This window comes from Sphingobacterium hotanense (assembly GCF_008274825.1).
Taxonomy (GTDB): domain Bacteria; phylum Bacteroidota; class Bacteroidia; order Sphingobacteriales; family Sphingobacteriaceae; genus Sphingobacterium; species Sphingobacterium hotanense.
The window spans coordinates 1,889,523-1,904,439 of sequence record NZ_CP030848.1; the positions used below are offsets into that span (position 1 = coordinate 1,889,523).

General features: G+C 41.5%; 12 protein-coding genes and 1 pseudogene. 7 read left to right on the forward strand and 6 right to left on the reverse strand.

Annotation, left to right across the window (positions count from 1 at the left end):
• The first annotated feature begins 4 nt into the window (after positions 1 to 4).
• Positions 5 to 1,672: a PNGase F N-terminal domain-containing protein gene (locus DSM08_RS07720; protein ID WP_149525619.1), complete on the forward strand. Its 1,668-nt coding sequence runs from the start codon at positions 5 to 7 to the stop codon at positions 1,670 to 1,672.
• 146 nt (positions 1,673 to 1,818) lie between these two features.
• On the opposite strand, the gene DSM08_RS07725 is transcribed toward DSM08_RS07720, so the two are convergent.
• The 3 genes from DSM08_RS07725 to DSM08_RS07735 all read right to left on the reverse strand — a co-directional run bounded on the left by DSM08_RS07725 (position 1,819) and on the right by DSM08_RS07735 (position 4,314).
• Positions 1,819 to 2,256: a nuclear transport factor 2 family protein gene (locus tag DSM08_RS07725; RefSeq protein ID WP_187774010.1), complete on the reverse strand. Its 438-nt coding sequence runs from the start codon at positions 2,254 to 2,256 to the stop codon at positions 1,819 to 1,821.
• Positions 2,257 to 2,503: 247 nt separating this feature from the next.
• Positions 2,504 to 3,388 (reverse strand): 4,5-DOPA-extradiol-dioxygenase, encoded by an 885-nt coding sequence (gene ygiD, locus DSM08_RS07730; protein ID WP_149525621.1) that lies wholly within the window; start codon positions 3,386 to 3,388, stop codon positions 2,504 to 2,506.
• Positions 3,389 to 3,483: 95 nt separating this feature from the next.
• Positions 3,484 to 4,314, reverse strand: a complete 831-nt coding sequence (locus DSM08_RS07735) for a response regulator transcription factor (protein ID WP_149525622.1) — start codon at positions 4,312 to 4,314, stop codon at positions 3,484 to 3,486.
• Between the two features lie 276 nt (positions 4,315 to 4,590).
• Between DSM08_RS07735 and DSM08_RS07740 the strand changes: the two genes are divergently transcribed.
• The 4 genes from DSM08_RS07740 to DSM08_RS07755 all read left to right on the forward strand — a co-directional run bounded on the left by DSM08_RS07740 (position 4,591) and on the right by DSM08_RS07755 (position 9,993).
• Positions 4,591 to 5,910, forward strand: a complete 1,320-nt coding sequence (locus DSM08_RS07740) for an ammonium transporter (protein ID WP_149525623.1) — start codon at positions 4,591 to 4,593, stop codon at positions 5,908 to 5,910.
• 156 nt (positions 5,911 to 6,066) lie between these two features.
• The gene (locus DSM08_RS07745; RefSeq protein ID WP_149525624.1) at positions 6,067 to 6,285 is read left to right on the forward strand and encodes a hypothetical protein; all 219 of its coding nucleotides are present in this window, start codon (positions 6,067 to 6,069) and stop codon (positions 6,283 to 6,285) included.
• Positions 6,286 to 6,650: 365 nt separating this feature from the next.
• The gene (locus DSM08_RS07750) at positions 6,651 to 7,448 is read left to right on the forward strand and encodes a sulfite exporter TauE/SafE family protein (protein ID WP_149525625.1); all 798 of its coding nucleotides are present in this window, start codon (positions 6,651 to 6,653) and stop codon (positions 7,446 to 7,448) included.
• Positions 7,449 to 7,686: 238 nt separating this feature from the next.
• Positions 7,687 to 9,993 carry a GH92 family glycosyl hydrolase gene (locus DSM08_RS07755; RefSeq protein WP_149525626.1) on the forward strand — a complete coding sequence of 769 codons (2,307 nt, stop codon included), beginning with the start codon at positions 7,687 to 7,689 and terminating at the stop codon, positions 9,991 to 9,993.
• A gap of 178 nt (positions 9,994 to 10,171) precedes the next feature.
• Here DSM08_RS07755 and DSM08_RS07760 read toward each other — a convergent pair.
• From DSM08_RS07760 to DSM08_RS07770, 3 genes and pseudogenes are all read right to left on the reverse strand, one after another.
• A pseudogene (locus DSM08_RS07760) lies at positions 10,172 to 11,713 on the reverse strand (IS1182 family transposase); the annotation flags it as partial.
• A 124-nt stretch (positions 11,714 to 11,837) separates the two neighbouring features.
• Positions 11,838 to 12,362 carry an STM3941 family protein gene (locus tag DSM08_RS07765; RefSeq protein WP_149525627.1) on the reverse strand — a complete coding sequence of 175 codons (525 nt, stop codon included), beginning with the start codon at positions 12,360 to 12,362 and terminating at the stop codon, positions 11,838 to 11,840.
• An 18-nt stretch (positions 12,363 to 12,380) separates the two neighbouring features.
• Positions 12,381 to 12,791 (reverse strand): DoxX family protein, encoded by a 411-nt coding sequence (locus DSM08_RS07770; RefSeq protein WP_149525628.1) that lies wholly within the window; start codon positions 12,789 to 12,791, stop codon positions 12,381 to 12,383.
• 370 nt (positions 12,792 to 13,161) lie between these two features.
• On the opposite strand from DSM08_RS07770, the gene DSM08_RS07775 reads away from it, so the two are divergent.
• Positions 13,162 to 14,331 carry an FN3 domain-containing metallophosphoesterase family protein gene (locus DSM08_RS07775; RefSeq protein WP_149525629.1) on the forward strand — a complete coding sequence of 390 codons (1,170 nt, stop codon included), beginning with the start codon at positions 13,162 to 13,164 and terminating at the stop codon, positions 14,329 to 14,331.
• A gap of 24 nt (positions 14,332 to 14,355) precedes the next feature.
• Positions 14,356 to 14,871: a hypothetical protein gene (locus tag DSM08_RS07780; protein ID WP_149525630.1), complete on the forward strand. Its 516-nt coding sequence runs from the start codon at positions 14,356 to 14,358 to the stop codon at positions 14,869 to 14,871.
• Positions 14,872 to 14,917 lie beyond the last annotated feature (46 nt).

Genomic DNA, 14,917 nt, shown 5'->3' on the forward strand with positions numbered 1-14,917 from the left:
TTTTATGTTAAATAGAATCGTTCTTTTATTCCTTCTAAGCTGCTTTATCGGAAACGTGAAAGGGCAGGAGACCTACAAGATAACCTACCATGCCTTTCGCGACGGTGCGATGATCAAGCAAGATCCAATCGTTTTATTTGTTAGCAAGGATAAGTATGTGATCACCAAAGAAAGCATTATCTCCGGGCAGGTTCGATATCCCGCTGAGCAGATTTTCGCAGATATAAAAAACAGGAAAGGTTATAGAACCTCTCTATTGTCTGAAAAGCGTTCCATATCGAGTTATGATCCGGGAATTTATAATAAGCTAGAATTTATTCAACAGGATACCGGAGCAAAGAAAATACTCCGTTATAATACTAAGCTAGCAAAGACCTCCATCAATTCCAATGCGATTGAAGTATGGTATTCGAATGCACTTGGCTTAAACGCTGCTCCGAATTTAATAGGGCAGGATTTAGGGCTGGTTCTGGAATACCGTCGCAATGGCAATACCGGGATTCGGGTCGCGGCGATTGAGAAGCTGAAAAGCTGGCCAAAGGAGTTCGTACAGCCCCTTGAATCAACGTTGTTGGGTGACTTAAGCTATAAAGATCAACTCTGGAAGAGTCGTTTTATCCAAATACCAATCTTCCAAGATGAACAAATCTGTTTTCAGCCAGGAATCCAATCAGATTCCGTTCTTCGATTTGCTGAAGGAACGGTCATCCTGAAAAAGGTGAAGATACCTGAAATTACATCCGATAGCCAAGCATTTATTGAGGTTATTCAGAAATCGAATGGTGATGCATATGATCGAACAGGCTCTGTGTTTTTGATAGCGGATGATCAGAAGCAGACCTTTTTTGATGGCATGCAAAATGGAATGAACAGTTTGCCGATGTATACCGATGAGAAGGGGGCGGCGTATCCCGGTATGGTGCGTACGGAAGGTTATTCTCCAGTACTTGAACTCATGCGATTCTTTACACCTTTCGGTATATCCCATTTTAATGATCGCGTGAAGTTAAAAGGCAAGACATGGCAAGATAGTGTAAGTTATCGTCAAGACATTTCAGAATTCACCAGCAGTCTATCAGGAAAAGAAGTTTATATCGGCACTTATATTGGCAATTATGACAAAGGCGGCCATCAGGTTAGTTTAGAACTAACAATTCACCCTGGAGGCTCAAATTATGCTTCTGGCGTTCAGGTTATGCCGTTGTTCAATACCACCAACGTGATGGAGATGGGAGGTCAAGGCTATCCGACGATGTTTGCTTATGAAAAAGGGCTGGAAGTAAAATTTACGCTCGACAAAGACCTTAAAAATGTTCGATTGCGTTACATCACTACCGGCCATGGAGGTTGGGGAAATGGTGATGAGTTTGTCCCTAAAGCCAACAGCATCTACTTAGACGGCCAACTAAAGATGAAATTTACACCATGGCGATTAGACTGTGGTAGTTATAGACTATACAATCCGGTCAGCGGCAATTTTGAGAACGGACTGTCGTCTTCAGATTTAAGCCGTTCGAATTGGTGCCCCGGCACGATTACCAGCCCGGTTTTCATAGATCTTGGCGATTTATCGGCAGGCGAGCATACGATTCGTGTGCAAATTCCCCAAGGACCGAAAGAAGGCGATAGCCAAAGCTTTTGGAATACCAGCGGATGTTTAATTTATGAATAAGAAAATATATCTATGTTTCCAATGGAAAGCCAACAGGGATGAAAGTTCTTGATGGCCTCTGAAAAACAGACACTTTTAGAAAAAAAAAGGTATCATTTGGTGATACCTTTTTTTAAGCGGACCTGCTTAAATCTGTCTCTTCCGGCCTAGTTCTCAGGGTAAGCCACCAACACTTTGTTAATTTTCCAACCATCTTCGGTGTTGCACATCGTCACGTAGTCTACTCTTTTAAAGTTTGAGAAGTACTTCGTTACCTTCACGATGCTGCAATCTTCGTTTTTCTCTACGAATTCAACGTTGGTATCACAAGCATGTCTCACGTTTTTCAAGGACTTTAGATGTTTCATTACCTGATTTTTCGAAAGCAATTCTTTGTTCTTGTTGTTAGGTGTGCTTTGGCTGAAATCGTCTGTAAATAGGTAATCTAATAATTCTGTTTCGCCATTAATGGTTGCGTCGATGTAGTGGTCAACGATAGTCTCTACTTTTGCAAATTTCAATGGATCAGGAAGGTTAGCAGCAGACAAAGTGTAGCTTACTAAAGTGAATACTGCTGAGGCGATTAAAGTGATTAAAGTTTTCATAATGTTATACATTTAAATTAGTGAATGTTATTGTTAATTGTTTGATTCAAAGGTATATCAATATGGAGCGCAGCACCATAGCGAATAGGCGTAGCCGTGAAATTTTTCGGTCAAAAGCAGGAATAATTCGGTGAAAATTCTCGGTAAAATTGCTGTTCGGCGAATAGCCAGAATTGGCAGGTCAATTACCTGTTTAGGGGACTGATAGCAAGAAAAAAGGCTGTCTTGCAAGACAGCCTTTATTTTATTATCCGATTTTCAATGAGGTCATGGTCAATGCTCCGGCGACCGCTTCGTCATTAAATATGACCAAATCTTCGTTCTTATCTTGTAATGCCAATGCGTAGATCATTGGTAGATAATGCTCTGGGGTAGGGATTGCCAATTCAAATGCTCTTCCTTGTTTGTGGAAGTCGATTAGCGGCTGATGATTGCGATCCAAGATGTATCCTTTCATTTTCTCATTCGCTTCCTTCGCCCAATCAAAGGCATATCCGACCGTATTTAGATGCTGCCAAGAAACCATACGCAAATTATGCACGTTATTTCCGCTACCTATAATCAAAACGCCTTTCTTTCTGAGACCAGCCAATTCCTTTGCTAAAGCATAGTGCTGGGCAGGAGACATGCTATAATCGATACTCATCTGGATAATCGGCACATCCGCATTAGGATACAGATGTTTGACGACAGACCAGCTACCATGATCCAATCCCCATTTGTCATCTAAATGAACCTCCTTGCTTTTGATGGTTTCCTTTACGGCTTCTGCAAGATCCGGAGATCCTGGAGCTGGATATTGCACATCAAATAGCGCTTGCGGGAAGCCCCCAAAGTCATGAATCGTTGCTGGGTTTTCCATCGCTGTTACGAAGGTACCACGTGTCTCCCAATGCGCAGAAATCACTAGAATTGCTTTTGGTTTTTCGATTTCAGAGCCAATATTTCTGAACCCCTGCACAAACTCATTTTCCTCAATAGCGTTCATAGGGCTTCCATGTCCTAAGAATAAGACCGGCATCGTCGAACTTGCGTCCAACCCGTCAATAAATTTATTTAATGATTTTAGCTTCATTGCTGCGCCTGCTAAAGGTAGGGTTGTGGCAGCAGCTAAAAATTGTTTTCTATTCATATCTTCCATTGTCAATGTCCTTTCCAATTGATAATACAAATATCGGCACTACAAGCAGGGGGCAGGTATGAATATTTGGACAAAAGATATAGGAATTAGGAAATAAGTTTCCGCATTTCCTCTCTGAACTCTGTCGCCGTTTGCCCCGATTTCTTCTTAAAGACGCTCGCGAAATATGCCTTATCCGTATATCCAATTTCATATCCTATTTCAGAAACGGTCTTATCGGTGCTAATGAGCAAGTTTTTTGCTTCGATCAGTTTTCTTGTTTCTATAATCTCGGAAACAGACTGCTGAAGAATGCTTTGGGTGATGGCATTGAGATTCCTGGCGCTCATAAAGAGTTTTTCAGCATAATAATTTACGCCTTCGGGTCTACGAAAGTTCTCTTCGAGTATGGATAGGAAATTTTTAAAGGTGGTATCTTGGTTTTTGTACACCAAATTGCTGTCTAGTTGCTGTTTCTTGCGTTCCACTTCGATCATGGTGAAGAGGCTATTGAGCAATTCCCGAACGACAGACAATTCAGGATTTTCCTGCTGCATTTCCTCATAAATCATCGTGCAAAGTTGATCAAGACGTTTGAAACATCTATTCTCTGCAAATTGTAAAGTCGCACTCTTGTGGTAATAGGCATACAGGTTAAAAGTGGTTTCGGGAATGAATTCGCTTTTGAACCTTAAAACCCAGAAATCGCAAATACCATCCTTCAACAAAGGCACAACGCGATGAATTTTACCCTTGCTTACGAAGCTTACAAAAGGAGCTTCATATATTTCAGAGTCAAAATCAATAAAATGTTCAATCTGCCCGCTGATACCGATAACAAGCTCTTCAAAATTATGATTGTGTGGTTCATTCTTCTGAGTTTGGATGCGTAAAGCTTCTTGACTGTCGACTTTATAGATTTTAAATAGCTCTTCCATATATTTTAATGCTTTTCCAGATCCAAAATAGCTTAAATCTGGGTTCTATTTCATATTTAATAATAAAAATTACCCAATTATTGTTTTATACGCTTTGCTAATTACAGAATGACGTCAAAAACCTTTTTTTAAAACAAAGAAGTGGTGTTTATTCTTCTGGCTTTTGTTTTTAAATCTATTTTTTCTCAAAAAATCAGATAAAATTTCAATAAAACTCTAAAAATATTTTGAAAACGATATTAAAATTATATTTTTGATGTAATAATTATAAAATATATGACATTATCAGGTAAAAAATCGTATTTGCCCATTGTTTTGATGGGATTCGTAGTGTTAATTTCGTTGTTTTTTTCAAAAGCACCCTCAATTAATGGTGATTTCGAATATAATTATGCTGATGTTGCCTGGATGTTGACTTCTACGGCGTTAGTTTTGATTATGACGCCAGGGTTGGCCTATTTTTACGGAGGAATGGTGAAAAAAAAGAATGTGATCTCAACAATGCTTCAAAGTTTCATCTGTATGGCTGTTATTGCGGTGTTATGGGTTGTATTTGGCTTTAGTTTAGTATTCGGCGAGTCGATCGGAGGGGTTATTGGCAATCCTACAACCTATTTCATGTTCAATGGTGTGTTGGAGGAAAAGCCCTGGGACGGTGCATCGACTATACCGTTTGCTTTATTTGCGATATACCAGCTTAAATTCGCTATCATTGCGCCGGCATTGATAACCGGAGCATTTGCTGAACGCATCAAATTCACATCTTTTGTTCTATTCATCTGTTTATTCTTCATTTTTATCTATGCTCCCTTAGCTCATGCGACTTGGCATCCGGATGGCATTTTGATGAAAATGGGCGTTCTAGATTTTGCCGGTGGAACCGTGGTCCATATGTCAGCAGGGTTGACGGCATTAGCATCGGCTATCTTCTTAAGACAAGGTAAAAACTACCATGAGCATATACCTGCACGTATTACTTATGTATTATTAGGTACAGGAATGCTTTGGTTTGGTTGGATTGGATTTAATGCAGGCTCTGCCTTTGCGGCATCCGAATTAGCTGCTACAGCATTGATTACAACATCAACTGCTTCAGGCGCAGCCGCTCTAACATACATTTTTCTCGATGCTGCCCGCGGGGTCAAACCTTCCGCTATGGGCGTTTGCATTGGTGCTGTTGTTGGGTTGGTTGCCATAACCCCCGCTGCTGGATTTGTGACTTTTGGACATTCCTTAGTTACCGGTGCAGTAACCGCCTTAGTAAGCCGTTTTGTAATTGATTGGAGAACGCGTTCCAAGATCGACGATACCTTGGATGTTTTCCCAAGTCATGGCGTCGGCGGTATGGTGGGTATGCTGCTTACGGGCGTTTTCGCTAGCAAGCAAATCAATCCAGCAATCGAAGGCAATGGCCTGTTCTATGGAGAGACCTCTTTATTTACAGCGCATGTTATCGGTTTGATTGGTGCTACCGTTTTTACACTTGTATTAGCCTTTATATTATTAAAAGTTTGCGATATGATCTCTCCACTGCGGGTTAGCGAAGCAGAGGAAGAAGCAGGATTGGACCTGTCGCAACATGGCGAAAAGTTATAGTATTTTCCCTCCATTATATCCTAAATTATGCCTGCCTTCCGATCTGGAAGGCAGGATTTTTTTTATATCAAAAGGTTTGAATATTTAAAGATTTGAATTAAGTGCAAACTATTTCCCCACTTATCAGTTTTAATAATAAACTATAGAGGGAAGAGCATGAAGCACTTAAAAATATATGGGTTATCAATCTTAATGTCGGGTTTATTTCTTACGGCCTGCAATAATAATCAGCAGGAAAGTACAGATGAAGTAACACCTCCACCTGTTGAGAAGGATGCCGTTTCGCGTTATAATATCAATGAGCCAGATAAAAGTGTTTTGAAATTGGACTCTACGACAGTCGATTCCACACAGATTGACACGATTCGCAAGTAATACATACATTCTTTATAATTTGTTAGTCAATAGTAATGGGCAACCTTTCAAAGAGGTTGCCTATTCTTTTATACCAGCAATTGGTCTTAGTTTATCATAAGCTTTATCTATCCCATTGCATAGCCCAATCAAACCCGCTCTGAATTGGGTCTGCATTGGGACTGTATTGGGTTTGAAAGGGGATTGAAAGGGGAGTAGGTCAAGGGAGGTTGGAATTGGCGCCGAATTAGAAAAGCACTCTTCTTGCGACAAAGCTTGTTTGCCCATTTCGATTGAATCCCTACCATCTTACTTGGTTTTTTGTTTGGTTTATTTCTGCTACTTTTAGTTGAAATTAATTGAGTGGCACATTAACTAGTGAATCGATGTTAATAGTTGGTTGTATTTTAGCCGTTATCGTTGGGGTAACCTTAGGGATGCTTGGGAGTGGAGGTACCATTCTTACCGTTCCAATTTTGGTGTACGTCATGGCGGTACATCCGGTTATTGCTACTACCTATTCTTTATTTGCAATCGGGATCACTTCTTTCGTTGGTGGCCTGCGGGGAATTATCCGCAAAGAGGCTGATTTGGGGAAGATATTGACTTTCGGTCTACCTTCGCTTATCGTTGTGTTTTTCACGCGATCGTTTATTCTTCCCCTTGTTCCGGATGTTATTCACATTGCGGGCTATGCCATTGAGCAACGAACGGCATTGATGCTACTGTTTTCGATGGTGATGATTGCTTCATCGCTCAGTATGATTTTTGCGATGAAGAAACATACGATCCCTGAGGCGCCACGCGTCCATGTGCCTATCAGCTTGGTGCTTGCTCAAGGTGCACTTGTTGGATTGGTGACAGGTTTAGTAGGTGCCGGTGGGGGATTTTTAATTATCCCGGCCTTAGTGAACTTTTACCATTTGCCAATGCGCCGTGCTGTAGCGACTTCTTTGATTATCATCACCGTTAACTCCTTCTTTGGATTAGTTGGTGATAGCGAGAAGTTTGCGGAATTTGATTGGAATTTGTTGTTGAGTTATACCGGCTCAACGCTGATTGGGATTTTTATAGGTTTTTATTTTGCTGATCGAGTTTCTAATACTTTTCTCAAGGTCGCTTTTGGATACTTGATTCTGATGATCGGGATATATATTATTCTTAAAGAGACGGTTCTTCTTTAATTTCCTATCCTTATTCGCAGTATAGAGCTTTAGATTTCAAAGATTCGGAGAGTTTTATTTTAGAAAGGAACTGATCGTAATCAACGCTAAATTATGAGGCTCTTTCCAAATAAGCAGGATGGAACAAGACGGATTTCCGAAAAGTTCTTGATATAATTGAAGGTTAGCTTGCTAAAACGTTTAATAATTACGTATTTTTAAGTATCAAACATTATAAATCAACCCCAATATTTAATTGATGAAGAAGAATTATGCGCGATTCGGGAAGCTTATGTTGTTAGCCATTCTCCCTAGTTTAGGCTTGGCTCAACAGAAGAAGTTGACCGATTATGTAAACCCTTTGATTGGAACAGCCAAGATGGGACATACCTTTCCAGGTGCTACCGTTCCATTTGGTTCCGTACAGTTGAGTCCCGACACCGATACTATTCCTTATGCTTTTAATGGCAAATATACCGGCACAGTCTACGAGTATTGTGCAGGCTATCAATATAAGGATAAGACGATTGTAGGCTTTAGCCACACCCATTTTAGCGGAACCGGGCACTCAGATTTAGGTGATATTTTGGTGATGCCTACGCAAGGGAAAGTTCAATTGAACCCCGGTACGGCAGATCGGCCACAAGATGGTTATCGCTCGCCTTTTAGCCATGATAATGAGGTTGCAGAACCTAACTATTACAAAGTAAAGCTAGATAAGCATAATATATTAGCCGAGTTAACGACCAGTACGCGCGTGGGAATGCATCGATATACCTTCCCTAAATCCGATGCCTCGCATCTTATTTTTGATCTGACGGCCGGGATCTATAACTACGACGAGAAGAATGTGTGGACGGTGGTTCGCGTCTTGAACGATTCAACTATTACAGGCTATAGGCAAACGAACGGATGGGCGAGAACCCGTACCGTTTATTTTGCGATTAAGACTTCTAAACCGTTTAAGAACTATGGGGCACGTTATTATGATAAGGAAACACCTTACAAAGGATTCTGGCGTAAGTTCGATCAGAAGAATAATTTCCCGGATCTAGCGGCACATAATATGAAGTTGCACTTGGATTTCGATACGGAAGACTCGGAGCAGGTGATGATGAAAGTTGCTTTAAGTCCGGTAAGCATGCGCAATGCATTGGCGAATATGGAAGAAGAAGTTCCGCACTGGGATTTCGAGCAAGTTGTTTCGAAGGGTAAAGATGCTTGGGAGAAGGAGCTTGGCAAGATTAAAGTGGATATGCTAAATGAGGCGGATTTAGTTAATTTCTACACTTCCGTTTATCATGCTAACCTGATGCCAACGATTTATATGGATGTGAATGGTGAATATAAGGGCTTGGACCAGGAGGTTCATCGCGCCGAGGGCTTCGTGAATTACACTTCATTCTCCTTATGGGATACCTTTAGAGCGTTTCACCCTTGGCTGAATCTGATCAATCCATCGCGCAATGCAGATATGGTTTCGTCGATGATGGCGCATTATGATCAGTCTTTGCTGGGAATGCTGCCTATTTGGTCGCATTATGCTAATGATAACTGGTGTATGTCAGGCTATCATTCGGTTTCTGTTGTTTCGGATGCGATCTTGAAGGGCGTTTATAAAGGGGATGCGGAAGCGGCTTTGTTGGCTTGTATCTCTACAGCAAATGCTCGCCCATATGAAGGCATTGGTGATTATATCGATTTAGGATATGTGCCGGATGAGGTATCAACGTCATCCGTTTCCAATACATTGGAGTATGCTTACGACGATTGGTGTATCGCGCAAGTCGCTAAGAAATTAGGTCATACGGATATCGCGGAAGAGTTTACGAAACGCTCGAACAACTGGCGTAATTTATTTGATAAGTCTATCGGGTTTATGCGTCCGAAAGATAAATCAGGGAAATTTAGAGCAGAGTTTGATGTGTTGGATACCCATGGGCAAGGGTTTATTGAGGGCAACACCTGGAACTATTCCTTATATGTTCCACACGATCCTATTGGCTTGCGCGAAGCGATTGGCGGCGAAAAGCGTTTTGAAACGTACTTAGACTCCTTATTTACAATGGAATTGCCGGATAAGTATTTTGAAAAAACTGAGGATATAACTCGTGAGGGCATTATTGGTAACTATGTTCATGGAAACGAGCCATCGCACCACGTTGCCTATCTCTACAATATCACGATGAGCCCTTGGAAAACACAAAAACGTGTTAGAGAGATTATCCGCCATCAATATAATAATGGCGCGGACGGCCTGGGCGGTAATGACGACTGCGGGCAGATGTCGGCATGGTATTTATTCACGTCCTTAGGCTTTTATCCGGTAGCTCCCGGCGATGCTCACTACTGGATCGGTAGTCCTTTGGTGAAGTCGGCAAACGTAGAGCTAGAGAATGGGAAAACGTTGAAAGTCGTGGCAAAGAATCAGGGTGAGAAAAATGTTTATGTCAGCAAGGTGAGTTGGAATGGTAGGGAGATTAAAGATTTTAAGATTTCGCACGATGATTTGATGAGCGGCGGAACTTTAGAGTTCGTTATGAGCAATAAGCCGAAAAAGAAGTAGGTTAAAGGATTAAAAGAAGAAGGTGTCTAAAAAGGCACCTTCTTCTGTTTTATAGGTTTTGCGATTTCATTACTGTTTTCATTTTTGAGTTTTAAGCAGTAAGTCGATATTTTATGGTTTTAACGCTCCTGACTCCAATTTTTATTGTATATAGTGTTTTATCGCTATAACCATTCCCAAAGAAGACATCGTTTGCCCACTTTTTCGCCCATTTTCTGAGGTTATGGGCAATGGCCATCAATCCGAACTCCACAGCGACTTTCTCCAGTCCTTTCATTGTGAACCGGGTAAACCTGTTGTTGCTTTTCATCTGACCGAAAACGGATTCCACTTCTATGGGTCGCTTGCTTCGATGGTACATTCCCTCTTCCGATACCAGCCTTTCCCGGGCTTTATCCTTGAGCTGATTGAGTCTATGGTTCACTTCAATGAGCCGATCGCCTTTAGCTTTATGACACCCACTGCGCATCGGGCAGCCTTCGCATCGCTGAGCCTGATAACAGCTGACCTGGGCTGTGTATCCGTTGGCACTAACTCTGGTTGCATGACCGATAAAGCTGAGCTTCTGTCCTGCGGGACATACATAATAGTCATCTTGCTGGTTGTAATACAGATTCTGTACCGAGAAAGGATCCTGTTTATGCTTGCGCTTCTGTTCCACATGAAAGTAATTGTACTTGACAAAGGCAGTTATGCCCTGTTTTTCCATCAATTCATAGTTCTGCTCGCTACCATAACCGGCGTCTGCTACAAGCTGTTCACTTTGTTTTCCGTAATGGCACTCAAAGCCTTCCAAATGTTCCGGCAGGGTTGTGGTGTCGGCAGTTGTTTGATGGATGCTGTAATGGGTGATGAACTGATCTTCGGTGCTGATTTGGGTATTATAGGCTGGCTTAAGCTGGCCATTCTTCATGTGGTCCTCTTTCATCCGCATAAACACAGCATCGGTATCGGTCTTGCTATAACTATTGCGATCTCCCAGTACTTCCAGTTGCTCTTCATATTTCTCTAGTCGAGGCAAATAGTCCTCTTCAAGTTTCTTAAGTTGCTTATCAGTAGATTTATTGGCTCCTTTGAACTTGGCATTGATCGCTTCGATCTTTTCCTTCAACTGACTGCTATCGATGGCCTTGCTAACTTCTTGATTACCTAATGAAGATTGGTCTTGGGCGATCTGAGCCTCGATTTCCGAAAGAACCGAAGTAATGTTTGCTTCTAACTTTACCTTATTCTTCTCGACCGATTTCTTCCAAACGAACGTATAACGACCAGCGACAGACTCGATCTTGGTACCATCTACATATTGAACTTTCAAGCTAACATACTCCATATCATGTAGCATACGAACGATACTGGCAAACAGCTCTTGTATCTGTCCTTTAAGACGCTTTCCTCTGAAATAATTGATCGTACGATAATCAGGTGTACTGTTCCCTGAAAGCCACATGAAATGGATGTTCTCGTGAAGGGCCTGCTCGATTTTTCGGCAAGAATAGATATTGCTTAAATAGGCGTAGAACAGCACCTTAATGAGCATTCTAGGGTGAAAACTAGTGGTGCCTCCGCCTTTATACTGACGGATAATAGGTTCAAGATCCAACTGGTCAACAACCTGACTCACCAAACGAACCGGATGATTCATTGGAATACGATCTAAAATATTCTCAGGAAATAGACTCGGACTATTGGATGGAAGCGCTTTGAATTGTATGTTTGCCATATTGTTTTTTTGGGTGCACCTTAAGATACAAAATCTTAAGGACAAAAAAACAGAAAAACCCCGCCATTTTTTAATGACGGGGTTCTTTCTTTAAGAGACCTTTTTAGACAGCCTCTTTTCTTTACTAGGACCATCCTTTTTGTTGAAACGATTCGTTGATAAATTGGTAAACATAGCGAGCTATTTCACCCTCAGTCGCGTCGACTTCTGCAATAGATATCGCTAGAGCACCTTTTTGCCCTTTCATAAAAGTATCTCTAACAAAGAAGCTCTTCATTCGTTCCGCATATTTCTCCGGGTTCTTGAGTGCTATATGAATGTATCTATCGTCGATTTGGTATTCGGCAATATCGCTCCATTCGATTAGTCCCGCCGCTTTGGCAACAGGAGTCGTGTTGCCTTGGATCCCTAATTTCGAGAACGTGATTGCTGCATCTGTTGCCTTCTTAGGGGCAAGAATTAGTTTTAAGAATCCTCCGAATCCTAAAAGAATAAGAAAAATGGACACTACTCTTCCTATGAGATAAACTCTTGTTTCAATAAAAAAAATATAGTATCCGATGGCGAGGCCGGCAATTCCGATCAATAGGAATAGGAGAGCCATGTTTTTCTGCTTTTTTGCACTGTAGGGGATGGTTACTTCGTTCATATTCTTACGGTTTTAGTTTTATGTTGTTTTGTGGGTTGTAATTTGACGATTATCTATAGCGTATTTCCCCGCTCCTGTAAATATCAGCGCCAGAACAATACAAAAAATAGCGAGCGCCGGAGTTAATGCTTCCAAGCTGTCGCCGCTTTTGAAATGCACCATGATTAATGCAATCAAGAAATTGAAGGCTAAGAATGCGGCGGCAATTCTTGTTTTCCAACCGATCAGTATCAATATCGATGCAATCAGTTGGACATAGACTGAAAGAATGGCGGAAAACATCGGGAATGGGAATGCAAATTGAGAGAGAAAGCCAGCGAATTCTTTCATGTGCGAGAAACTCAGTACGTTGTCGAGTACACCGTATATCACTCTAATTCCGATAAAAAATCGAAGAATTAGGAGTCCTATGGAAGTATGGTCAATCATATCAATTTGTAGGGTTTATCATGTTGCTTTTGACGATGCTTTCGTTGAAATAAACAGGTGGAAATTTTCTTTGTTTTCCTTTGTGATCTTATTCTTTCTGCTGATTATTAAGATTAAGCAGATATCATGCTAAATCCCTGTTATTTTTATTGTTAGCATAGTCGATTTATATAAATATGATAGTTGAAGTGCTACATAACAGGAATTTTCTTGAGTATAGTAGACGTTTTGTCCTGTTGGTATATAGTACAGGATGGTTGAAACTAAATAAAATTTTAAATTTAACTTATATTGTAAGGAGGGCTCTTTGCCCTTTATTATTGAAGAATAGATAATAGAATAAAACGATAACAATCGCTAATTATTAAACATGAAACCAACAACCTACATTTTTGCTCTTTTTTTATCATTAATTGCAGCATCAGTAATTGCGCAGGAAAAGATCAGTATCAGTCATCAGCCCTATATTCAAGCGCTGACCGATAGCTCGTTATCCATTGTATGGGTAACAAATAAGCCTGCTGTTGCCTGGGTAGAGTTAGCTCCGGCCGATGAGAGTCATTTTTATGCGGAAGCAAGGCCAAAGCTATTTGCTGCAAAGTATGGTTATAAAACGGTGGGTACTGTTCATCAGGTGGATATTAAGGGTTTAAAACCGGGGACGAAATACCGATACCGTGTCTATAATCAGGAAGTGTTAAGCCATCAGGGAACGCGGGTTCAGTATGGTAACTATGTGGCGACGGACGTGTATTCGAAGGCTGCATTAACTTTTGTTACGCCTAAGCCTTCAGACAAGGTCTCATTCGCCATTTTAAATGATATTCACGGCAAGAATGATTTGCTGAGCAATCTAATCGGGCAAGTTGATCTTTCGAAGACTGATTTTGTCGTTTTCAATGGTGATATGGTCGATGCTTTGATTAGTGAAGATCAGATGTTCAATGGTTTTATGGACAAGGCGACGGAGCTGTTCGCGAGCGAGAAGCCGATGTATTTCTCTCGTGGTAATCATGAAACTCGCGGTCCGTTTGCAGTTGCTTATCCGAAGTATTTTCCAACGAGTTCCGGGGAGTTATATTATATGTTTACGCAAGGGGAGGCTTGCTTTATTGTGTTGGACGGGGGTGAGGATAAACCGGATAGTGATATTGAATATGCTGGAATCGTGGATATGGATTTCTATAGGGCGGAACAGGCCGCTTGGTTGGAAAGAGCGGTGGAAAGTCCGGCATTTAAGAATGCAAGGTATAAGATTGTGATCTGCCATATGCCGCCCATGGGAGGCTGGCATGGTTCGATCGATATCGAGCGTAAATTTGTTCCGATATTGAATAAGTCGGGTGCACAGATTATGATCAGCGGCCATTTGCACCGCCATGTGAAGCAACTGCCAACGCAAGCTATCCAGTTTCCTTTATTGGTAAACTCTAATGTAAACATCATCAAGGCAGATATTACGGCTGATAAGGCTGTATTCAGAGTAATCGATCAGCAAGGTAAACAGGTGGATGAGATTAGCTTAAATCCGTTACGGTAAGTTTTTAGCGTTATCTTTGTGCTGATGGAGATTATTAGGATTACGGTGAATGATAGGATGCAGCGTGGTTATTCTTACGAGTTGCAGGCTAGGATGGGTGAGGAATTTGATGCTGAGTTTAATCCGCAGTTGAGTCCTAAAGAGATGCTAGCACTAGGTGTTTTTGGCGGGAGGTATTTGACGGATTGCCGAGCGGAGTTTCCGGAGGATTGGTTTACTGAAGCGAAGCTTTATACTGGCGATAACCCGCATGGCGACGCGAAGCTTAACTTTTTTGGTGTTCATGCGTCTCAACCTTTGTCGGTTTGGAAAGCGAAAGGATGGATCCACCCGCAAGACCCAAGAGGTTGGTTTCAATGGTATTGCCGATATTTTATGGGCAGAAGGACGGCAGATGATGCTCGACAGATTAAGCGCTGGAAGGCGATGGCAAGGCATGTCGCGCAGGTGAAAGGGAATTGTGAATTTGGCGATTTGATGTGTAGGAGGAAGCAGCGACAAGCGCTGCTACATTGGGCTTATGATAGCATTAATTTGTAAGAGAGGGGGAGGGGTCTGTGTTTGAAAGGGTGTTTGCTGGGGTGAT

Coding starts and splice junctions, on each gene's coding strand:
- DSM08_RS07755 (WP_149525626.1), top strand. CDS start 7,687: ATGAAGAAGAATTATGCGCGATTCGGGAAGCTTATGTTGTTAGCCATT.
- DSM08_RS07765 (WP_149525627.1), bottom strand. CDS start 12,362: ATGAACGAAGTAACCATCCCCTACAGTGCAAAAAAGCAGAAAAACATG.
- DSM08_RS07725 (WP_187774010.1), bottom strand. CDS start 2,256: ATGAAAACTTTAATCACTTTAATCGCCTCAGCAGTATTCACTTTAGTA.
- DSM08_RS07735 (WP_149525622.1), bottom strand. CDS start 4,314: ATGGAAGAGCTATTTAAAATCTATAAAGTCGACAGTCAAGAAGCTTTA.
- DSM08_RS07720 (WP_149525619.1), top strand. CDS start 5: ATGTTAAATAGAATCGTTCTTTTATTCCTTCTAAGCTGCTTTATCGGA.
- DSM08_RS07770 (WP_149525628.1), bottom strand. CDS start 12,791: ATGATTGACCATACTTCCATAGGACTCCTAATTCTTCGATTTTTTATC.
- DSM08_RS07750 (WP_149525625.1), top strand. CDS start 6,651: ATGTTAATAGTTGGTTGTATTTTAGCCGTTATCGTTGGGGTAACCTTA.
- DSM08_RS07780 (WP_149525630.1), top strand. CDS start 14,356: ATGGAGATTATTAGGATTACGGTGAATGATAGGATGCAGCGTGGTTAT.
- DSM08_RS07745 (WP_149525624.1), top strand. CDS start 6,067: ATGAAGCACTTAAAAATATATGGGTTATCAATCTTAATGTCGGGTTTA.
- ygiD (WP_149525621.1), bottom strand. CDS start 3,388: ATGAATAGAAAACAATTTTTAGCTGCTGCCACAACCCTACCTTTAGCA.
- DSM08_RS07740 (WP_149525623.1), top strand. CDS start 4,591: ATGACATTATCAGGTAAAAAATCGTATTTGCCCATTGTTTTGATGGGA.
- DSM08_RS07775 (WP_149525629.1), top strand. CDS start 13,162: ATGAAACCAACAACCTACATTTTTGCTCTTTTTTTATCATTAATTGCA.